This is a genomic window from Pseudogracilibacillus amylolyticus (SeqCode) (genome assembly GCF_051918545.1).
Taxonomy (GTDB): domain Bacteria; phylum Bacillota; class Bacilli; order Bacillales; family Amphibacillaceae; genus Pseudogracilibacillus.
In genome coordinates, this window is sequence record NZ_JBPPZG010000003.1 from 22747 (window position 1) to 43259 (window position 20513).

The window sequence follows — 20513 nt, forward strand, 5'->3', positions numbered from 1 at the left end:
CAAAAAAGAGCAAAAAATGGGAAATACTAAAAATAGCAACGAATAAACAGCTTCGTTGCTATTTTTAATTCATTATTAAAGTTTTTTACGCAGACAGTTCAAAAATATTTCACAGACTGTTACATCCACATGTGTTGCCGGCGTCATTTTATCCTAACTTGTTAAATTGACAAACTTCATAAAATCGGGGATTTAAGGTTTCTCTCATTCATTATCTTGAATTCTGTCTTCTAACTCGTCAAAGATTTCATCAGAAGTTTTCACTAAATCCTGTTGCATTTGTCTAAAAACAGCATCTTCTTGATTGTTCTGTGCTAAATTTTGATAGGCAATTTCTTGCTGATTTAGACGTGGATCTTGTCGCTGCACAAAACTATTTTCATTTTCACCACGGTTATAATGATGTTTTACTCCTCGGTCATGGTGAGATTTATTATCTTTTTTTGCCAATATACTCGCTCCTTTATAACCCGTATTTATGTTTTAGCATTACCCGATTATTTATTGCTATTCTTTCACAATAAATTTTGAGCTAATCGTTTCTTGGAGAATCCGAAAGCTTGAAAACATCCCTAATTCCACAATAGACTTAAGTAATATAAAATAACTAGTCATAAAGAACTAATTATGGTAATATACGATTGTTGTATAGGCAGGAATATTATAAAAAAATAAAATTAATGCTTACACAATAAACAGTCTACTCAAAAATTGGAGGATGTTTTTATGGTGAAATTAAAAAATGTAGGTTTAGGGAAGGATGTAGTAGTTGATGAAAATCCAGTTTCAAGGTGGTTATTTACGAATACCTCTTCGGCTTGGATTTGGTTGATTTTACGGCTATATCTTGGGTACTCTTGGTTAACGGCAGGTATTAACAAAGTTACTTCGGACGATTGGACAGGATCCAACGCCGGCATGGCTATTAAAGGTTTTTTGGAAGGCGCGCTTGGCAAAGTGGAAGCTGGTGATGTCGCTGGCTGGTATGCTTGGTTTCTAGAAACTGTCGTTATTCCAAATGCAGTACCTTTTTCCTACATGGTCGCTTGGGGAGAAGTATTAGTAGGACTTGGTTTAATCGTAGGAATTTTAACAGGAATTTCTGCTTTTTTTGGTGCACTTATGAATATGTCATTTCTTCTTGCTGGGACAGTAAGTACGAATCCCGTCATGTTTATGATTGCGATGTTACTCATCATGGCCTGGAAGGTAGCAGGTTGGTACGGACTTGATCGCTGGGTATTGCCACGCTTAGGAACGCCATGGTCGCTTAAAGATAAAGCTTAGAATAATGATTCATTTCTCCATTTGCTTATTGGTATTAAATTGGCTATCGTATAGATAAGAAATGGAGTTGATAAATGTGCATCATGTTAAGAAGCGGTCTGTTCGTTGCTTCATTGCAACCGTTAGTGATACAAGAACGGTTGAGACGGATAAAAGCGGGAAGTTAATAAGAGAGTTACTGGAGCAAAATGAGCATAAATGTGTAAATCACGTAATTGTTCCGGATGAAATGGATGAGATTGAACGAATAATTCAGCAAGGGATAAAGAATGAACAGGTAGAAGCGATACTCCTAACAGGGGGGACCGGTATTTCAGTGCGTGATGTTACCATTGAGGTGGTAGAAAAAAATATTGAAAAAGAGATCCCTGGATTTGGAGAAATATTTAGGATGCTAAGCTATACAGAAGACATTGGTTCTGCAGCAATGATGTCTCGTGCAATTGCGGGAGTAAAGAATCGAAAAGTTGTTTTTGCAATGCCCGGCTCTTCTGGTGCGGTGAAACTTGCAATGAATAAGTTAATTTTACCTGAAATTTTACATATTATTCATGAATTACATAAGGATATTAAATAGATTAAAATACCGCCCAGTTTCGGGCGGTATAATTTTTTACCTAACAATAAGTACATCACATTTTGCATATCTAGCAACACTTTCTGAAACGCTACCAATTAGGAAACGCTCTACAGCATTTAACCCAGTTGCACCAACAATGATGAGGTCAGCGTCTTTTTCAGGTGCAATTTCTTTAGCAATTGCTACTTTCGGAGAGCCATACTTAATAACCAATTCTACATTCTCTACTCCTGCTTCTTTCGCATTTTCAACGTACTCGTTCATTAAATCTTTTGCGTATTTTTCAGCTCGTTCTGATAATGACTTATCATACGCTTCGGCTGTAGCAAAAGTACGTGTGTCGACAATATGAGCTAGGATTAGAGTTGCATTATCCGCTTTTGCGATCTCAACAGATTTTTTAAACGCTTTTTCAGAAGCTTTTGATCCATCAACTGCGATAACAATTTTTTCATAGTTATTACTCATTTTTTTGTCCTCCTTTAAAGTTCGTCCCTACACTTTAATTATAACTCATTCTGTGAGAAATTGGAAAAGAATTTAATAGATTAGTAGTCATATTACAACAAAGTTCATACAAATTTAAAAATTAATGATTTTTCGTCTTTTTAAAAAGGGAAATAATACATAAATAATATAATGCATTTTAAAGGTATATTTGATAAAATGTAAATGGTTTAAATTTTTTAAAAATTTCTTAAGAGGTGTAGGTCAGATGAAAATTGGAATCCCGAAGGAAATATTGAATAATGAAAATAGAGTTGCTCTTAGTCCAGCTGGAATTCTCACTTTAACACATGCTGGTCACGAAGTTTATGTTCAAGCAGGTGCAGGAGAAGGAGCAAATTTTACAGATGCTGAGTATGTCGAAGCAGGTGCAACAATTGTAGAAACGGCGAAAGAAGCTTGGGATCAAGAGATGATTATGAAAGTAAAAGAACCTTTGGAAGAAGAATATGATTTTTTACATGAAGGGCAAATTATTTTTACATACTTACATTTAGCGTCACATCCAGAATTAACTCAGGTAATGCTAGATAAAAAAGTTATCGGGATTGCTTATGAAACAGTTCAATTACCAGATCGATCATTACCATTACTTACACCAATGAGTGAAGTAGCAGGATATATGGCTACACAAATCGGTGCACAGTATTTGGAAAAGACCAAGGGCGGTAAAGGAATTTTACTTGCGGGGATTTCTGGTGTAAAACGCGGAAACGTGACGATTATCGGTGGCGGTGTAGTTGGAACGAATGCCGCAAAAATGGCAGTTGGACTTGGTGCGAATGTAACGATTTTTGATTTGAATCCAGTAAGATTAAAAGAATTGAATGACTACTTTGGTAACTCTGTAAATGCATTAATGTCAACTCAATTAGATATTGCAAATGCGATTGCTAATACAGACTTAGCTATCGGTTCTGTGCTTATTCCTGGAGCAAAAGCACCGGTACTCGTGACTGAAGAAATGGTTCAATCTATGGAAGCAGGATCAGTAATCGTTGACGTGGCGATAGACCAAGGTGGAAACTTTGCAACAAGTGACCGGACAACAACACATGATGAACCTACTTTTGTAAAACATGGAGTCGTGCACTATACTGTTCCTAATATGCCGGGAGCTGTCCCACAAACGTCAACGACAGGTCTAACAAATGCTACAGTACCATACGCATTACAAATTGCGACCAAAGGTTTTGAAAAGGCAATTAAGGAAAACGAAGCTCTTTTAAAAGGAGTAAATATTATTGAGGGGAAAGTGACGAATCAAGGGGTTGCGGAGGCACTTGGTTATGATTATGTAGAAACATTGAAAATGATTAAATAATAATGACATTTTTGGTGGCACTCTGTACGTTTTGAAACGAAAACTTTTCTGTATCTGTTCGCGTCATTCTCTCGCGCCTTCGATCTCGGTGGAAATGAAGGAGAAGAAACGTGCGTCGTTCTCCCGCACCTTCGATCTCGGTGGAAACGGGAGAGAAGAACCGCGCAGCGTTCTCCCGCGCCTTTGATCTCAGTGGAAATGAAGGAGAAGAGCCGCGCAGCGTCCTCCCGCGCCTTTGATCTCGGTGGAAACGGAAGAGAAGAACCGCGCAGCGTTCTCCCGCGCCTTTGTTCTCGGTGGAAACGAGGGAGAAGAGCCCCGCGTCGTTCTCCCGCGTCTTTGATCTCGGTGGAAACGGGAGAGAAGAACTGCGCAGCGTCCTCTCGCGCCTTTGTTCTCGGAGGAAATGATGGAGAAGAGCCCCGCGTCGTTCTCCCGCGCCTTTGATCTCGGTGGAAACGGGAGAGAAGAACTGCGCAGCGTCCTCTCGCGCCTTTGATCTCGGAGGAAATGATGGAGAAGAGCCGCGCGTCGTTCTTCCGCGCCTTTGTTCTCAGTGGATAAGAAAGAGAAGAGCTACGCGGCATTCTCTAAATAGATAAAATGTCTAAAGAATAATGATTTATCTTAAATAGAATCGTATTTTTTCTCTGGAAAGATTTAGAATTTATTATTTCTGTGATAGAATAGAATGCAATAAAATTATGCGAGGAGAGATATGGATGAAGGTAACGTACCATGGACATTCTTGTGTTCGTGTAGAAACAGATTCTCACAAAATTTTAATTGACCCTTTTATTACCGGAAATGAACTGAGTGATCTCGACCCAGATACAGTAGAAGCAGATGTTATTATTTTAACCCATGGACATGGAGATCATGTCGGAGATACAATGAAAATTGCTGACCGCACCGGCGCGTTTATTGTTGCTTTGAATGAATTGGCGGTTTATCTGGGGCAAAAAGGATATAACGCGCACGGCATGAACATCGGTGGAGCATATGACTTTGAATTTGGACGAGTAAAATACACGCAAGCATTCCATAGCTCATCATATGAAGAAGAAGATGGGACATTCATTTATACTGGTATGCCTGGTGGATTTTTACTTACTATTGATGATAAAACCATTTACCACCTAGGTGATACTGCACTCTTCTCCGATTTAAAACTTATCGGTGAAATGAATAATATTGATTTAGCCTTCGTTCCAATTGGAAATAATTTTACAATGGGGCCAGAAGATGCTTTAATTGCTTCAGAATGGATTAAAGCTGATATCGTTGTACCTGTTCATTACAATACTTTCCCTGTAATTAAACAAGATGGGCAGGCATTCGCCGAAAAAGTAAAACCCGGAAGAGGGGTTGCACTAAAAGTTGGCGAATCGTTAGAATTATAATTTTAAATAAAAGAGCATTGTTCTCACGTAGCAATGCTCTTTTATAAGCCTTATAACAACTCTTCATTTTTTCTCACCAACATTTTCCCTACCATAAACTACCTGAAATTAACTAGTTTTCCCTAAAATCTACTATAATTAAAATTAATAGATATTTTCTCGTTTAAGGAGCTTAAAAAATGGATATGTTTTGGGTTATTATGCTTTTTTTGTTTGGCATTATATTTGGATCATTTTTTAATGTAGTAGGTCTTCGTTTACCTAAAAAGATACCTTTTTATCATGATCGTTCTTTTTGTCCTGTATGTAAGCGGCAATTAAAATGGTACGAGCTTATTCCCATATTTTCTTTTATCATACAACGTGGAAAATGTAGGAATTGTTCAGCGAAAATTTCGCCTATTTATCCGATAATTGAAATGTTAACAGGTCTGTTATTTGCATTTAGTTATGCGCAAATTGGATTTCAACTTGAACTTATAATAGCATTATTATTTATTAGTATGCTGATGATCATTTTTGTTTCTGACATTACTTATATGTTAATTCCAAATAAAATTTTATTATTTTTTCTACCTTTTTTCATTATGTTGAGAATTCTTGCACCTTTAACACCTTGGTATGATGCTATTATTGGAGCGATAGTAGGCTTTGGCTTAATTGCACTCATTATTATCGTCAGTCAGGGTGGTATGGGAGCCGGTGATATGAAGCTATTCGGTGTAATTGGGATTGTGCTTGGTTGGAAAAAAGTGTTACTTGCTTTTTTTATCGCAGCTTTCCTAGGAGCAATTATTGGTGGAATATTAATGGTCGTAGATAAAGTGAAAAAGAAGCAACCAATACCATTTGGCCCTTATATTGTAGTTGGTGCATTAGTCAGTTATTTTTGCGGTGAACAAATTATAACATTTTATTTGTCATTACTATGAACATTTAGTCATAGTTATATTCCAGTATTGACATATTTATGGGTTATTGTTACTATTTTATTAGTTCTAAATAACTATTCTAAGTGAAAAGTAAATATGAATTAATAATCATTAAAAGGAAGCGTTGAAGTACGATTGTTAAATTGGGCACTTAAATCGTATGGAGCTAGTTGTGCAACCGGCCTTTACTTAAAATACGTGATGTATTTGTAAAGGCCGTTTTTTGTGTTTATTAAACAAGTTAAAAGGATATATCGCCTAACTGTGTATAAATGGATATTTTTAATCGTGGAAAAGGGGCTAAAAAAATGAAGAAAAATTATTTCTTAGCTGTTATGATAAGCATCGTTTTATTCTTACCGATAAATGTTGCGGCAGCTTCTAAAATGCCAAATGATTCTATGATTGCAAATATTTCTATTGCGGACAAAACAGAAAATGAAATAAGCGAATTATTAGAAAGTGAGGTTACTTTATGGCAAGAAGGTGCAGACATTATTTTGGAAAGTGATTTTGAACAAATAATGATTCCTCGCTCTGCATTTCAATTTGATATAAATGCAACAATTAATGAGTTAAAGGAAAGAACGAAACGGACTTTTTCGAATTTTTTTATGGGGCAAAAAAATGTCCATATTCCGTTATCCGTTCAGATAGACGAAGAGAATGAAGCAATTCAAGCATTGCAAAAATTAGACTATATCGACTTGGACAGAACATTAACGAGCGTAGAAGAAATGGCAAGTCAATTAGATAGTTCACCAGTCAATCTTACATATATTGAAGGAGAAGAAATACCGCTAGAAACGATAGCAAGTGTGGAAATGCAAATTCCTACGTTGTCAAATGCCATGTTAACTTATGCGATTGATGAATTAAATGGTTTTATTATTAGTTCTGAAGAAACTTTTTCATTTTTACAAACGGTCACCTTTCCAGAAGGAATAACAAATTCGACAAAAGAAGCGAGTTTTTTAGCAACTGCCTTATATTCGCTTTTCTTGCAAACGAATTTTGACATAATAGAGCGTCACGCCGGGTTAACTGTACCCCCTTATGCGGAATCAGGACTTGATGTAGTAGTAAATGATAAAGAAACAAAAGATTTTATCGTGATGAATCCCAATAATATCTCTTATAAAATTGAAATCTCCAAAAAGAACGACCATATCAATGCGGAATTGAAAGGATTTCCATCAGAGACTACATATCAATATGAAACAAAAAAGGTAAAAGAGATAAAACAACGTACAATATATCGTTATAGTAAAAAATTAAAAGCTGGGGAACAAGAGACCATTCAAAAAGGACAAAATGGAGTAATGATAGAAGTTCACCGTTCAAGTTACTCTGATAATAATACATTCATAGACTCCGAACGAATTAGCCAAGACGTTTATTTACCTGTTCCGAAAGTCGTGCTTGTATCAACCGATGAAGCGGTTACAGAAGAAGAACAGGTTGATCCCGAAAGCATTGAAGACAAAATAGATGAGCTTGAACAAGATATGAATGACTTGGATGAAGAATTAGTTGATGATGGTGAGTCCACAACATCCGATGCTTCCATTAACATCGTTCCTATTGATCAACTAGAAGAAATTTTGCAGCGACAAGAGGAATTACAAGAAAAAATAATCGAAATGGAAGAAAAAATTAAAGTATTTGAGTTAACGATGGAAGAAGATATGGATGGTCGACAGGAAAAGTTAGATAAAAGATTTAAAGACTTAAAAGAAAAATACGAACAACTGTTTGAACATCTATTAGACAATGATATTGCCGTTGAAGAAGGAAAGGAGACCGCAAAATGAACAGAAAAAGACTCGGAGATTTACTAGTAGATTCCGGTCTTATTACGGACGCTCAACTTTCCACCGCTTTAGCGGAAAAAATGCCAAACGAAAAGCTAGGAGATGCTCTTCTAAGGGAAGGGTATATTACGGAGCAGCAATTAATAGAGGTACTTGAATTTCAACTCGGTGTTCCTCATATAAATATTTTTCAATATCCGATTGAGCAAGAAACGGTACAACTTATTCCACAAGAACTTGCCAAACGACATCAAGTCATGCCAATTCGTACCGAAGATAACCAATTGTTTGTAGCAATGGCTGACCCGATGGATTACTTTGCAATCGAGGAATTGCGGATGGCGACTGGATACCAAATTGTCCCGGCAATCGCTACGAAAGATGCATTGCAGCGAACCATTGCAAAATTTTATGACTTCCAGGAATCACTCGATGCAGCAATAGGTGACTTTTTGCCACAAGAAACCGTAGAAGAAGCGGGAATTACCGATGATGATTCACCAGTAGTTCGTCTTGTCAATCAAATTATTTCAAATGCAGTAACAGAGCGCGCAAGTGATATTCATTTTGACCCGCAAGAAGTAGAATTAAAAATTCGCTACCGGGTTGATGGTGTGCTCATAACAGAACGAACTTTACCAAAACATATGCAGAACGTTATTGTTGCACGCCTTAAAATTATGGCAAATTTAAATATTACAGAAAGTCGGATTCCTCAAGATGGACGGATAAAATTAACGGTTAATTTTAAGCCAATCGATATTCGAGTTTCAACTTTACCATCAATTTATGGTGAGAAAATAGTTATGCGGATCCTTGATTTAAGTAATGCTCTTGACCAACTCGATAAAATTGGCTTCACCGAAGACAACGAAGCGGCATTTAAAAAAATGATTACAAAACCGAATGGGATTGTACTAATTACAGGTCCAACCGGTTCAGGAAAATCATCAACACTTTATGCGGCCTTGAATCAATTAAATGAAGAGTCCGTGAATATTATTACAATTGAAGATCCAGTCGAATATCAGCTTGCCGGTATTAACCAAGTTCAAGTGAATGAAGCTGTTGGGATGACTTTTGCAACGGGTTTACGATCGATTTTAAGACAAGATCCTGACATCGTGATGGTTGGAGAAATTAGAGACTATGAAACAGCACAAATTGCCATACGAGCATCTCTTACCGGGCACCTCGTTCTGAGTACATTGCATACAAATAGTGCCGTTGCAGCATTAACGAGATTAATTGATATGGGGGTTGAACCGTTTTTAATTTCATCCTCATTAACAGGGGTTGTCGCACAACGTTTAGTGCGCAGAGTTTGCCGTGATTGTGTGGAAACTATCGAACCAACGGAACGAGAAAAAGAAATATTTAAACATGCAAATATGCAAATTGACATGGTTCAGCGTGGTCGTGGTTGTGGGAACTGTAACAATACGGGGTATAGAGGACGAATTGCAATTCATGAAGTTTTGCCGATTAATGATGAGATTCGGAGCTTGATTATGACTTCGGCAAGTGCCAGTAAGATTCGAGAGTATGTAAAAAATGAAGGAATTTTATTTTTACTGGACGATGGATTAACAAAAGTACAGCAAGGTTTAACGACGACAGAAGAAGTGCTCCGTGTCGCAACAATAGATTAAGGAGGAAACGATTTGGAACTCGATATTGATTTTTTACTAACGAAAGCTTTCACAGATGAAGCATCAGATTTACATATTTCAGTTGGTTCAGCTCCAATTTATCGTATCCACGGTGAGTTAACTCGATATGGGGATGTACCACTTACTTCAGCACATGCAGAGCAAATGGCAAAAAAGGTTCTAGGTCAAAATTGGACAACATTTCTAGAGACTGGTGAATTCGACTTTGCTTACCATATTGAAAATGTCGCCCGGTTTCGGATTAATATATTTAAACAAAAAGGTGCGGTCAGTATCGCCGCTCGAGTTATTCCAACCGAAATTCCGACAATTGAAAAGTTACATATGCCTGAAACTTTAAATACATTAGCATTAAAACCCCATGGATTGATACTAGTTACTGGACCAACCGGTTCTGGAAAAACAACGACTCTTGCAGCGATGATAGATTATGTAAATCGACATATGAAAAAACATATTATCACACTGGAAGATCCGATCGAGTATATCCACGCACATGGAGAATCTATTATCCAGCAAAGAGAAGTAGGAGTTGATACGAAAAAATTTTCCAATGGATTGAGAGCTGCTTTAAGACAAGATCCTGACATTATATTAGTAGGGGAAATGCGTGATTTAGAGACAATTTCTACCGCAATAACTGCAGCCGAAACAGGGCATCTTGTTCTTGCTACATTACATACAAACAGTGCAGCACAGACAATAAATCGAATCATTGATGTATTTCCACCGCATCAACAAGGGCAAATACGTATCCAATTGGCATCTGTTTTAAGAGCAATTATTTCACAAAGGTTATTTGCTCGGCGAGATCGTCCAGGTCGAATTGCAGCAACAGAGATTTTACTCGGGTATCCATCTGTTTCGAACTTAATTCGTAATGAAAAGGTTGATCAAATCAACAATGTGATCCAAACGAGTAAAGCACTTGGTATGCATACGTTGGAAATGTCGATTAATGAACTAATTAACGAAGGTAAAATTACGATTGACCAAGCAGCGCCATATTTATTAAATGCAGGTGAGTTTTAATGTTGTTGTATAAATATGTCGGACGGACGAGAAAAGGTTCATTAAAGAGGGGGACGATCGAAGGAATATCCAGAAATGACGCTATTCAAAAATTACGCGATCAAGGAGTAAGTCCTCGTGAACTAACGGAAACAAAGCCGACTATATTTAATAAAGACTTAGCAATTGGTGGAACGACGGTCAAAAATGAACATTTCGTTATTTATTGCCGTCAGTTTGCAACATTAATTCGTGCAGGAGTTACGATCGTTGAAGCTACAAATATTTTAGCAAATCAAACGGAGAGTAAAGGGTTAAAAAAGGTACTTGCAGAAGTAGAGCATGATATTAAAGGAGGAATTGCTTTTTCCGACGCGGTAGAAAAACATCCGAAAGAATTTCCAACCTTATTTGCCAACATGATTCAAGCAGGAGAAATGACCGGGAATTTAGATGACACATTGGACAGGTTAGCGACTTACTTTGAAAAACAACATTCTTTAAAAAAGAAAATTCAATCCACATTAGCATATCCGTCGATACTATCTGTTTTAATCGTAGGCGTAGTAATATTTTTACTCGTAGTAATCATTCCACAGTTTGAAGGGATTTACGATTCCTTTGGTGGTGAATTACCAGCGATTACGAAGTTTGTTTTAAATATTAGTGAAATAATGCAAAAATTTTGGTGGATTGGCTTCATTATAGTTTTGTTATTAATTGGAATATTTATATTCAGCTATAAAACAAGTAAACAATTTAAATATATAGTTAATAGTACTATTTTAAAAATGCCAATATTCGGTAAGTTGCTCCAAAAAGCAGCTATCGCACGGATGACCCGAACACTATCATCTTTATTTTCGAGTGCAGTACCGATTTTAGACGCATTGGGCATTGTAGCGAAAGTAGTCAACAATCCTGTCATAAGTAGAGTCGTTTTGGAAGCTCGCGGAAGCTTAGAGTCGGGAGGTACATTATCGGAACCACTCGCCGCCCATTGGGTTTTTCCACCGCTCGTTCACCAAATGACAGCGATCGGTGAGCAGACAGGAACGCTCGATTATATGTTAGAAAAAATTGCGGACTTTTACGAAGAAGATGTCGATCGAACGGTCGATACGTTAAAGTCTCTAATCGAGCCAATTATGATCGTTTTACTTGCTTTTGTCGTCGGTTTTATCGTCTTGTCGATTATGATTCCAATGTTTTCAGTCTTTACGGAAATTCAATAAAGCTGAAGCTACTTTTAAGGAGGTGGTAAGGAGACAGATTTAGTGTAGTGGAATTATCTATTAATCTATTATAAACATTTTAGGAGGAGACCAACATGAAGAAACTAATGAAAAGATTTAAAAATGAACGTGGGTTAACACTTGTTGAGTTGCTAGCTGTTGTTGTTATTTTAGCGATTATTGCTGTAATCGCATTTGTACTTATAGGTAATGTAATTGATAACTCGAAGAAAGATGCGCATATTGCGAACGCACAGCAATTAATTGCTTCGGCGAAATTGTATGAAGCGAATGGAAAAGCGATTGAGACAAATGGTGTAGGTGCAGGTCAACTTAAGGCTGAAGGTTTACTTGATAAAATTATTGATCCATGGTCTAAGAAAGAATATAGCGGTATTGGTGCTAATGATCTAGGTACTAACGGTATTGTTACTAAGAATTCTGATGGAGAATATTCAGTTACATTAAATGCATCTAAATGTAATCTACCCGACGTATCAGAACAAAAATTAATTGAAGATGGTAGAGAAGTTTGTAAGTAAAGATTATGAAGTTCCCTCGGTGTTTCCTACATCGAGGGCTGCTTTCCTATCAAACATAAATAATATTTTTCTAGAAATGAGTGAGCAGATATGTTTTCATTCGGGAAATCAAAATGTGTTGCAAATATTGTAGTTGAAGACTATGTAATTCGCATGGTTGGAAATAACGGAAAAGATTTTGCCTCTATTAAAAATACCGCAGAAAAACCGCTTCCTACAAATACGATTCAAAACGGGAAAATTGTCGATGAAATGAAATTTTATGAATTTATGAAAGAACTCGTTCAAGAATGGGGAATAAAAAATTGTCATGCCCGTTTTTATGTTCCCCACGCACTTATCATTATGCGGGAAATCGACATTCCTGAAAACGTAAATAACAATGAAATAAAACAATATATAACGATGGAAATCGGAAATACGATCCATTTCCCATTTAAAAACCCTGTTTTCGATTTGTATGAAGTCCCCTACGATAAAGATGTGAATAAGGTGACTGTTCTTGCAGCCCCAGAAGAAGAAATTATTAAATACTCACAAATTTTCGATGACGTAAAACTAAAACCAATAGCAGTCGATGTACAAGCATTAGGTGTCTACCGTTATTTTTTACATCAACAAAAACAACTTCAACTTGATAAAGTTTATTTAATCTTGGAGTTAAATCTGACATCATCAAATATTAGTATATTTCATCAACATAAAATCGAATTTCTCCGTTATCAACCGTTAAATGTTTCCGTAAATGATTGGCAGCCGAATGAGGAACAACCGATTCAATGGAATTTTACAGGGGATGAAACTCGTTTGCAAGGTGAAATGGAAGATCATTTAAATGAAATCGATCGATTATTGAACTTCTATCGTTTCTCACTTCATCAAGGGGAAAAAGCTGTAACCGATATGATTGTACTAGGAGATATTCCTGAACTTACCGATATAGTAGCAAGAATTAAACATAGATATGATTTGCCTATAACAATGTTAACAACTGAACATGTAACCAATCGGCAAATAAGTATTGATTTTATCCCTGCATTAGGACTTGCTTTAAAGGGAGGGAAGTAATGTGCCTGAAGAACTACCCGATATTAACCTATTACCTAAATATGAACGCCGAAGCTCAAGTACATTCTATCTTATTATCGCTATGCTGATTATTATTTTAGTATCTTTTATATTATTGGGCTTTTATTATTTTTCAATAAAAAATAAGGTGCAAACTGCGGAGGCAGAGTACGAAGAAATAAGTCTTAAAGTGGAAGAATTAGAGGCACAAGTACAACAACTGGAAGTAGGTGGAACTTCCACGTTAGATCAAGCGGTTGGGTTCATTGAAAATCACAACATTCCGACCTCCATGTTTATTACAGAATTAAATGATTTACTTCCCGAACATAGTTATTTGAGTGAATATGAATATGCAAATCAAGTTGCTAAAGTGTTTGCTCATTTTGAACAACTTGATACAGTTGCAAATTACACGACTGAATTAACAACATCTGACTATATGTTGGATACGAAAGTGGATAAAGTAGAAACGTTTGGTTTAAAAGAAGAAATACCAGAAGAAGATATAGTTAATTTTAATGTTATTCCACGTTATGAAGCAGAATTTACATTAAACATAAATAAGCAGAAGTTGAAAGGAGAATCTGCAGAGGATGAATGAATATTTTCAGGAAAATAAACGCTCCTTATTCATATTAGCAGGGTTATTCTTCATCCTAATCGTTGTGCTTTACGTTGTGTTATTGCGCCCTCTAATAGCAGATTTATCCTCTAAAGAGAAGGCGATTAGCTCAGCAAAAGACGAAATTCATATTTTAGAAAAAAAGCTTGAAAATTTTGAACTTGAAACAGAAGATATGGATGTCGAACAATTAAAATTGGAAAATAAAATCCCTATGGAGAGGGAGCTAGATGAATATATATTGTCTTTACAACAACTAGAGTTAATAACAAATAGTAAAATAGAAAAAATAGAGTTCATGTATGATAGTAATTTGGACGATGTGGAAGAAGAGACAGAAAATATCGAAGACAATGAAGAAACTGTTGAAGAAGTGGAGAATCTTGAATCAGAAGATGAAGAAAAAGCCGAGGAAATACAAATTGATCCAGTTATCTTAGATGAAAAACCTGAAGAACTACAAATAATCACAGTAAAAGTAACTGCAGCTTCTCCTGAATTTGAAGATTTTATTGAACTGCTAAAAGCAATAGAAACTCAAGAGAGAATATCAATTGTAAATAAATTAAAGTTTATAAAGCCAACTGAATATGATTTGTATTTTGAAGATCTACCAACAGCAATTGCATTTGAAGCGGAACTAACAACTTTTTATTATGCAGAATAAAAGGGGCATATGCCAATGAAAAAGGTAAAGAAATATAGTTATGCAAATGAAAATGGCTTAACGCTTGTCGAAGTTCTAGCTTCTATTGTGATTTTATCAATTATATTAGTTTCTATATTAATGATCTTACTTCAATCGATGAAAGCTAAACAGATATCTGAAGTGATAATTGATGCTACTTATATAGCACAAACTGAAATGGAGAAAATGTATGAATTAAGTGGGCAGTTAAAAGCAAGTAAACGTGATGAATGGTTTGCAAACGAAAAATATTACCATTCATCTGTATTAGATGATAAGGAAGTGTTATGGGAAGTTTATAGGAAAGATGCTGATATTTATGATATTGAAGTTTGGTGGACAGATACAGATGAACAAATGACACGAATTATTGTTAAAGTATACGATAAGTCCAGCACATCCAAACCGCAAGCTCAAATGGAAAATTTACTAGAGTGGAAGGCTGATGATATTGAAGAAACTATTCCGTAATGAACAAGGTCTTTCTTTAGCAGAGCTATTAGCCACACTCGCCATTGGCTCATTATTCATCATTTTAATCATGAGCATCCATATACTTATTCAGAAACAATACAATAGTCAATCAGAAGATATTAAGCGTCTAACAGATGTTACAATTGCCGTTACATCCATTACAAAGGACATTCGGGCGTTTGATGTAACAGAAATAAGTGGAGATACGATTACATTTGAAAGTGGTGATGGTGAACTCGTAACTTATGTATTTAATAAGGATAATAAAGTGCTACAGAAAAATGATACGAATTATATTTATGAGATTAAAAATTTTAACGTGACTCAAGAGGATCAAAGGATAATTCTTGAAATAGTAAGTGAATCGGGGAAGGAAATCAATACAACAATAATGCTAAGGGAGGAGACAGAGAGTGACGAATAAATGGGAACAAGAATCTGGATATACGCTAATAGGTGTTCTTGCAATTTTTGTTATTTTAACTGCATTAGGAATGAGTCTTGTAATGTTATCTGTTACTTCTGTTAAGACCTCTACAACCGAACGAGATGATCAATCCGCTTTTTATATCGCTGAAGCAGGGTTAAATTATAAAATGAAAGAAATTGAAGAAGATGTGTTAAGTGTGTATGAATTAAAAAAAGTAAAAACTAAAGAAGATTTTTATAGTAAGGTTAAGGAAAAATTACTAGTGAACGATGAAAAAGTTTATGAAAAATTTGAATCCGACGCATGGGCAGAGCTTGTTGTAAATCCATTGAGTGGAACGGAAAATGAATATGAAATAATATCAACGGGTTATTCGGGAAACCAAACTAGATCGGTTGCAAAAATTATTACAGTTACATGGAAAAATAAGATAAAAGATTTTAAATTACCACCATTTGCAGTATTTACAAGTGGTAGTTTTAATATGGGAAGTGGCTCTATTACAGGTGATATAGGTACGGTAAATGAAAGTAAGGGTGGAATATATTTTGGAAATAATGGTGGACAGCACAATGATGGAGCAATTTATGTTCCTAGAATGGATAAGGATATAGTGAAGTCGAATAATAGTAACATTAATTCTGAGATAAAAGCTATCGATGAAACCTATTCTATTCCCCAACTCCCTCCGTTTCCAGAAATACCGTCTAATTTTACTAAGTTACCTGATCAAATGATAAAGAACGGAAGTAATACGACCGATTTAATAAAAGATAATAACCTTTTAATAACAAATTGGATTACAAATAACTATACTTTAGTAATGAATAATGATTTAGAATTTCATAGCATTACATTAAATGAAAATAATAAATTATATATAGATGTAGGAGATACTGATAAAAGGATTGTTGTAAACAATTTAGATATAGTGAATGGTCATGTTGAACTTAAAGGTAAAGGAAATTTAACTATTTATGTAATAGATAAAATAATAATGGGCGCAGGAAGTACAATTAATAACAATGGGGACGTTAACCGATTAAATGTTTATTTAAAAGGATCAGATGCTTCAAATCAACCTAAGAAAATTGTCTTATCGGGAGCACAAAAAGTATATGGTTCACTTTATGCTGAGGATGCAGATATTACCTTAACAGCTGGTGGTGGATTTATTGGCAACATTTTCACTGGAGGGAAAAATTTCAAAGTTGATGGTGGATCCTATAATCAGGCACAGTTATTTTTTGCGCCCAATGCCAACTTTGATATGACAAGTGGAGGTAACGAATTTGAAGGAATGATTATTGCTAATACATTTGAAATTTCCGGTGGTTGGCAGATTTTTTATAAAGAATTTCAATTTTCCGATGGACCTATCTCTCCCGCTGCCTTAGGAATAAATAATGGTAATGATAATGACGGCTTTAACGGTGATGAAACCGGGGAAGGTCCATCGCTTACTACAACCCCTCTACGCGAAGTGACTAAGAACGTTAAATAAGTTCTCTTCTTCTTCAAAAAGCATATAGTAGTATAAACGATAGAGTTAGAGGAGGACTTATTTTGAAAAACTACTCAATCTTACGTTTGTTATTTGCTGTATTTTTATTATATTTCGCTTGGCCTTATATTCCAGAAGCGATAGCCCCAATTGAAAAATTATTTTGGGGAGCTTGGATGATATTTTTAATTCTCGTAATAGGCGGAAATCTTGCGACACTGTTAAATATTTCTTACCCACCTGTGATGGAACAAAAAGTAAGTCATCAACAAGAAAAAGTACAACAGCAAGAAAGGAATTATTAACTTTGTGATCTGTTGAAAAATAGTATTATAATGCTATTTGGAGCATTTAAAATAATAAATATTGAGCTTCTAGTGAAACAACTGTATAATAGGCTTAATAGTTACAGACTAGTACAGTTGAAAGCTAGGTGAAGGATATGGCAACAAAACATGAACAAATCATTCGACATATTACATCTCTTGAGGTTGGACATAAAATATCTGTCAGACAAATTGCAAAAGAACTTAGCGTCAGTGATGGAACTGCTTATCGAGCAATTAAGGAAGCGGAAAATCAAGGTTTAGTTAGTACAATTGAACGCGTGGGAACAATTCGGATTGAACGAAAAGAAAAAGAACAATTTAAACATTTAACTTTTGCGGAAGTTATTAATGTTGTTGATGGACAAGTACTTGGAGGTCGCGGAGGTCTCCATAAAACATTAAATAAATTTGTTATTGGTGCGATGCAACTTGAAGCGATGATGCGCTATACAGAAGCGGATTCACTTTTAATTGTCGGGAACCGGGTTAAAGCGCATGAACTTGCTATAAAAGCAGGTGCAGCTGTTTTAATTACCGGTGGTTTTGATACGAAAGAACATATTAAAAAGCTTGCTGATGAAAAGAATTTACCAATCATGTCGACAAGTTATGATACGTTTACAGTGGCAGAAATGATTAATAGAGCTATTTATGACCAAATGATTAAAAAAGAAATTGTGTTCGTAAATGATATTTATACTCCGTATGACCAAGTGCATAATTTATATAATAACGATACAGTTGATGATTGGTACAAATTAAATGAGTTAACAAGCCATACTCGCTTCCCGGTTATTGATGATACTAGAAAGGTTATCGGTATGGTAACCTCCAAAGATGTTGTAGGCGTAGAAGGGGATACATTAATCGAAAAAGTGATGACGAAAAATCCATTTGTTGTCCAAGCAAAAACGTCTCTCGCATATGTTGCTCACCTAATGGTTTGGGAAGGAATTGAAGTGGTTCCAATTGTTGATCAATCAAATGCACTGGAAGGGCTTGTTTCCAGACAAGATGTGTTAAAAGCATTAAATGAAGTGCAACGTCAGCCACAAGTTGGTGAAACGATTCATGATGTAATTTCTCGTGGGCTTGATTCAACTGAAGCGGATCCGGTCGTTTTTGAAACGACAGTAACCCCACAAATGACAAACCAGCTAGGAACACTTTCAAATGGAGTGTTAACGACATTAGTTACCGAGGCGAGTGCTCGTCTACTCCGTCATTTGAAAAAAGGAAATATGGTTGTAGAAAGTTTAAATGTTTATTTCATTGAACCTGTTCAGATGGATAGTCATTTAACGATTAAACCCGAATTACTCGATGCTGGTCGTTTATATGCCAAAATAAATGTCGAAATTTTTAATGGACGCAAGCTTGTATGTAAAGGAATGTTAATGGCGCAATTAATGGATCGATGAGCTTCTACAATTTTATTCGACTTGTAAATAAAAAACGTTGAAATTGGCAATATTTTAAAGGGAGCCGTTTCAACGAATTTTTATCTACAGGTATTAGCTTTCCGGGTTTAGACGTTTCCATTCATTACGATAATGTTTTGCCTCTTTAAACCCATCAATTGCTTGAATTACCCCAAGGAACAAAAATACAATACTAATGAAGAGAATCAGTTTCGTTTGATATGCAATGTATTGATTAATTCCAAAGAAAATTAAAAAAGTACCTAAAAATATTCTAGATTTCGCGTTTATATATTTTTGTGACAGTTTATCTTTTGTTTTTAATATTGCTACTTTATAATAAATATATAATACTATAGAAATCATGATCAGTATTGCGAATATAAACATATTATCGTCTCCTGTTTGTAGGCTATTATCACTAAACTCTATTGTATCTATTTTTACGTCAATAATCTAGAAAAATTGTTTGTTGTAGATAGGAGTAGTCAAATGGTAAAACAACTTATTTTGGATAAAATTAAAGAATATGAAACGATTTTGATCCATCGTCATGTCCGTCCAGATGCGGATGCACTTGGTTCACAATGTGGATTAAAAGAAATAATAAAACTTTCATTTCCTGCAAAAAAAGTATATGCAGTTGGCGAGGAAGATCCCGCACTTCACTTTTTTGCACGGATGGATCATGTTGATGATGACATATATAATGATGCTCTAGTCATCATTTGTGACACTGCAAATACTGGCAGAATCAGTGATGAACGATATAAATTAGGAAAAGAAATTATAAAAATTGATCATCACCCGAATAATGATCCGTATGGAGAAATTATGTGGGTAGACACTTCTGCTAGTTCAACTTCAGAAATGATTTATGATTTTTTTAAGTTTGGAGAAAATAAAGAGCTTCAGCTTAATAGTCAAATAGCTAGACTAATTTATGGTGGGATCGTTGGAGATACCGGTCGATTTTTATTTCCGAGCACTAGTGATAAAACGTTTCGTTATGCAGCAGAATTAATTGAGTATCCATTTGATCGTACCGAACTTTATAATGGTCTATATAACGTTGGAGAAAATATTGCAAGATTAAGAGGCTATATACTTCAACATTTCACAATGTCTCCAAATGGTATGAGCTCGATAAAGTTAACAAAGGAAATATTAGATAAACACAATGTTGAACCTATTGATACCGGTAAATTAGTCGGTACACTTGGGGATATTGAAAATATCAAAGCATGGGTTTTCTTCATTGAAGAAGATGATGTAATTCGAGTGAGAGTTCGATCAAAAGGACCCGTTATAAATAATTTGGCGGCAAAATTTAATGGTGGCGGACATCCGCTAGCAGCAGGTGCTTCTGTTAAAACATGGGAAGAAGCTAAACGCTTTATTAAAGATTTAGAAGAAATATGTGCAAATCATAAATAAAAACTGCTTACCAAAAGACTTTCTTACTCTGCACAATAGCTGTAAACTGTTGAGTAGTTGATCTACCGCAACGGTAAATAAAATTAGTACCTGCTCACTTCTTACTTAAATTTGTGATGAAAAATCGCTTCGGCAGAATACTACGCTTTCCGCGGGCACGGCTTCAGCCTCCGAAGCACAGGACGTGCAAGTGCAGGTGTTGCGACAGGACGTCGCGTACTTAACCTGC

General features: G+C 35.6%; 22 protein-coding genes and 1 riboswitch. Of the genes, 19 read left to right on the forward strand and 3 right to left on the reverse strand.

Translation table 11 applies throughout. The annotated features are described in order from the left end of the window. Positions 1 to 204: 204 nt before the first annotated feature. Entirely contained in the window at positions 205 to 450 is a 246-nt protein-coding gene (locus ACPYKA_RS00660; protein ID WP_479540490.1) for a hypothetical protein, read from the reverse strand. Positions 451 to 726: 276 nt separating this feature from the next. Between ACPYKA_RS00660 and ACPYKA_RS00665 the strand changes: the two genes are divergently transcribed. Further along, a complete protein-coding gene (locus tag ACPYKA_RS00665) occupies positions 727 to 1287 on the forward strand; it encodes a DoxX family protein (protein WP_479540491.1) in 561 nt (186 codons plus the stop codon). Positions 1288 to 1348: 61 nt separating this feature from the next. Further along, positions 1349 to 1864 carry a MogA/MoaB family molybdenum cofactor biosynthesis protein gene (locus ACPYKA_RS00670; RefSeq protein ID WP_479540492.1) on the forward strand — a complete coding sequence of 172 codons (516 nt, stop codon included), beginning with the start codon at positions 1349 to 1351 and terminating at the stop codon, positions 1862 to 1864. 36 nt (positions 1865 to 1900) lie between these two features. Here the strand turns inward: ACPYKA_RS00670 and ACPYKA_RS00675 are convergent, their stop codons facing one another. After that, complete coding sequence (locus ACPYKA_RS00675; protein ID WP_479540493.1) at positions 1901 to 2335, reverse strand: universal stress protein; 435 nt, start codon at positions 2333 to 2335, stop codon at positions 1901 to 1903. Positions 2336 to 2582: 247 nt separating this feature from the next. Between ACPYKA_RS00675 and ald the strand changes: the two genes are divergently transcribed. The 16 genes from ald (at position 2583) to ACPYKA_RS00755 (ending at position 18847) form a co-directional block, all read left to right on the forward strand. After that, entirely contained in the window at positions 2583 to 3698 is a 1116-nt protein-coding gene (gene ald, locus ACPYKA_RS00680; RefSeq protein WP_479540494.1) for an alanine dehydrogenase, read from the forward strand. Between the two features lie 722 nt (positions 3699 to 4420). After that, positions 4421 to 5101 (forward strand): metal-dependent hydrolase, encoded by a 681-nt coding sequence (locus tag ACPYKA_RS00685; protein ID WP_479540495.1) that lies wholly within the window; start codon positions 4421 to 4423, stop codon positions 5099 to 5101. Between the two features lie 179 nt (positions 5102 to 5280). Then, positions 5281 to 6033, forward strand: coding sequence for a prepilin peptidase (locus ACPYKA_RS00690; RefSeq protein WP_479540496.1), 753 nt, complete (start codon positions 5281 to 5283; stop codon positions 6031 to 6033). 108 nt (positions 6034 to 6141) lie between these two features. Beyond that, positions 6142 to 6226, forward strand: a riboswitch (cyclic di-GMP riboswitch). A gap of 115 nt (positions 6227 to 6341) precedes the next feature. Beyond that, positions 6342 to 7847 carry a G5 domain-containing protein gene (locus ACPYKA_RS00695; protein ID WP_479540497.1) on the forward strand — a complete coding sequence of 502 codons (1506 nt, stop codon included), beginning with the start codon at positions 6342 to 6344 and terminating at the stop codon, positions 7845 to 7847. Beyond that, positions 7844 to 9499, forward strand: coding sequence for a type II secretion system ATPase GspE (gene gspE / locus ACPYKA_RS00700; protein WP_479540498.1), 1656 nt, complete (start codon positions 7844 to 7846; stop codon positions 9497 to 9499). Before ACPYKA_RS00695 ends, gspE begins: the two co-directional genes overlap by 4 nt. A 12-nt stretch (positions 9500 to 9511) precedes the next feature. Beyond that, the gene (locus tag ACPYKA_RS00705) at positions 9512 to 10552 is read left to right on the forward strand and encodes a type IV pilus twitching motility protein PilT (protein WP_479540499.1); all 1041 of its coding nucleotides are present in this window, start codon (positions 9512 to 9514) and stop codon (positions 10550 to 10552) included. After that, positions 10552 to 11766, forward strand: coding sequence for a type II secretion system F family protein (locus tag ACPYKA_RS00710; protein ID WP_479540500.1), 1215 nt, complete (start codon positions 10552 to 10554; stop codon positions 11764 to 11766). The genes ACPYKA_RS00705 and ACPYKA_RS00710 overlap by 1 nt, the downstream gene beginning before the upstream one ends. 95 nt (positions 11767 to 11861) lie before the next feature. Next, entirely contained in the window at positions 11862 to 12308 is a 447-nt protein-coding gene (locus ACPYKA_RS00715; protein ID WP_479540501.1) for a prepilin-type N-terminal cleavage/methylation domain-containing protein, read from the forward strand. 90 nt (positions 12309 to 12398) lie between these two features. Next, entirely contained in the window at positions 12399 to 13376 is a 978-nt protein-coding gene (gene pilM / locus ACPYKA_RS00720) for a type IV pilus biogenesis protein PilM (RefSeq protein WP_479540502.1), read from the forward strand. 1 nt (position 13377) lies between these two features. Then, positions 13378 to 13980, forward strand: coding sequence for a hypothetical protein (locus tag ACPYKA_RS00725; RefSeq protein WP_479540503.1), 603 nt, complete (start codon positions 13378 to 13380; stop codon positions 13978 to 13980). Further along, complete coding sequence (locus ACPYKA_RS00730) at positions 13973 to 14668, forward strand: hypothetical protein (protein ID WP_479540504.1); 696 nt, start codon at positions 13973 to 13975, stop codon at positions 14666 to 14668. Before ACPYKA_RS00725 ends, ACPYKA_RS00730 begins: the two co-directional genes overlap by 8 nt. Positions 14669 to 14683: 15 nt before the next feature. Beyond that, positions 14684 to 15160, forward strand: a complete 477-nt coding sequence (locus ACPYKA_RS00735; protein WP_479540505.1) for a type IV pilus modification PilV family protein — start codon at positions 14684 to 14686, stop codon at positions 15158 to 15160. Then, a complete protein-coding gene (locus ACPYKA_RS00740) occupies positions 15141 to 15587 on the forward strand; it encodes a PilW family protein (protein ID WP_479540506.1) in 447 nt (148 codons plus the stop codon). The genes ACPYKA_RS00735 and ACPYKA_RS00740 overlap by 20 nt, the downstream gene beginning before the upstream one ends. Further along, positions 15577 to 17097 carry a pilus assembly PilX N-terminal domain-containing protein gene (locus ACPYKA_RS00745; protein WP_479540507.1) on the forward strand — a complete coding sequence of 507 codons (1521 nt, stop codon included), beginning with the start codon at positions 15577 to 15579 and terminating at the stop codon, positions 17095 to 17097. Before ACPYKA_RS00740 ends, ACPYKA_RS00745 begins: the two co-directional genes overlap by 11 nt. Positions 17098 to 17159: 62 nt before the next feature. Next, entirely contained in the window at positions 17160 to 17402 is a 243-nt protein-coding gene (locus ACPYKA_RS00750; RefSeq protein ID WP_479540508.1) for a hypothetical protein, read from the forward strand. Positions 17403 to 17539: 137 nt separating this feature from the next. Then, positions 17540 to 18847 carry a DRTGG domain-containing protein gene (locus ACPYKA_RS00755; RefSeq protein ID WP_479540509.1) on the forward strand — a complete coding sequence of 436 codons (1308 nt, stop codon included), beginning with the start codon at positions 17540 to 17542 and terminating at the stop codon, positions 18845 to 18847. Between the two features lie 93 nt (positions 18848 to 18940). On the opposite strand, the gene ACPYKA_RS00760 is transcribed toward ACPYKA_RS00755, so the two are convergent. Continuing rightward, a complete protein-coding gene (locus tag ACPYKA_RS00760) occupies positions 18941 to 19237 on the reverse strand; it encodes a YtpI family protein (protein ID WP_479540510.1) in 297 nt (98 codons plus the stop codon). 102 nt (positions 19238 to 19339) lie between these two features. On the opposite strand from ACPYKA_RS00760, the gene ACPYKA_RS00765 reads away from it, so the two are divergent. Then, a complete protein-coding gene (locus ACPYKA_RS00765; protein ID WP_479540511.1) occupies positions 19340 to 20284 on the forward strand; it encodes a DHH family phosphoesterase in 945 nt (314 codons plus the stop codon). Positions 20285 to 20513: the final 229 nt, after the last annotated feature.

Excerpts from the sequence above, each read along its gene's own strand:
- ald (WP_479540494.1), top strand. The coding sequence starts at position 2,583 with ATGAAAATTGGAATCCCGAAGGAAATATTGAATAATGAAAATAGAGTT.
- pilM (WP_479540502.1), top strand. The coding sequence starts at position 12,399 with ATGTTTTCATTCGGGAAATCAAAATGTGTTGCAAATATTGTAGTTGAA.
- ACPYKA_RS00755 (WP_479540509.1), top strand. The coding sequence starts at position 17,540 with ATGGCAACAAAACATGAACAAATCATTCGACATATTACATCTCTTGAG.
- ACPYKA_RS00690 (WP_479540496.1), top strand. The coding sequence starts at position 5,281 with ATGGATATGTTTTGGGTTATTATGCTTTTTTTGTTTGGCATTATATTT.
- ACPYKA_RS00715 (WP_479540501.1), top strand. The coding sequence starts at position 11,862 with ATGAAGAAACTAATGAAAAGATTTAAAAATGAACGTGGGTTAACACTT.
- ACPYKA_RS00665 (WP_479540491.1), top strand. The coding sequence starts at position 727 with ATGGTGAAATTAAAAAATGTAGGTTTAGGGAAGGATGTAGTAGTTGAT.
- gspE (WP_479540498.1), top strand. The coding sequence starts at position 7,844 with ATGAACAGAAAAAGACTCGGAGATTTACTAGTAGATTCCGGTCTTATT.
- ACPYKA_RS00695 (WP_479540497.1), top strand. The coding sequence starts at position 6,342 with ATGAAGAAAAATTATTTCTTAGCTGTTATGATAAGCATCGTTTTATTC.
- ACPYKA_RS00765 (WP_479540511.1), top strand. The coding sequence starts at position 19,340 with ATGGTAAAACAACTTATTTTGGATAAAATTAAAGAATATGAAACGATT.
- ACPYKA_RS00760 (WP_479540510.1), bottom strand. The coding sequence starts at position 19,237 with ATGTTTATATTCGCAATACTGATCATGATTTCTATAGTATTATATATT.
- ACPYKA_RS00735 (WP_479540505.1), top strand. The coding sequence starts at position 14,684 with ATGAAAAAGGTAAAGAAATATAGTTATGCAAATGAAAATGGCTTAACG.
- ACPYKA_RS00670 (WP_479540492.1), top strand. The coding sequence starts at position 1,349 with ATGGAGTTGATAAATGTGCATCATGTTAAGAAGCGGTCTGTTCGTTGC.
- ACPYKA_RS00710 (WP_479540500.1), top strand. The coding sequence starts at position 10,552 with ATGTTGTTGTATAAATATGTCGGACGGACGAGAAAAGGTTCATTAAAG.
- ACPYKA_RS00675 (WP_479540493.1), bottom strand. The coding sequence starts at position 2,335 with ATGAGTAATAACTATGAAAAAATTGTTATCGCAGTTGATGGATCAAAA.
- ACPYKA_RS00730 (WP_479540504.1), top strand. The coding sequence starts at position 13,973 with ATGAATGAATATTTTCAGGAAAATAAACGCTCCTTATTCATATTAGCA.
- ACPYKA_RS00685 (WP_479540495.1), top strand. The coding sequence starts at position 4,421 with ATGAAGGTAACGTACCATGGACATTCTTGTGTTCGTGTAGAAACAGAT.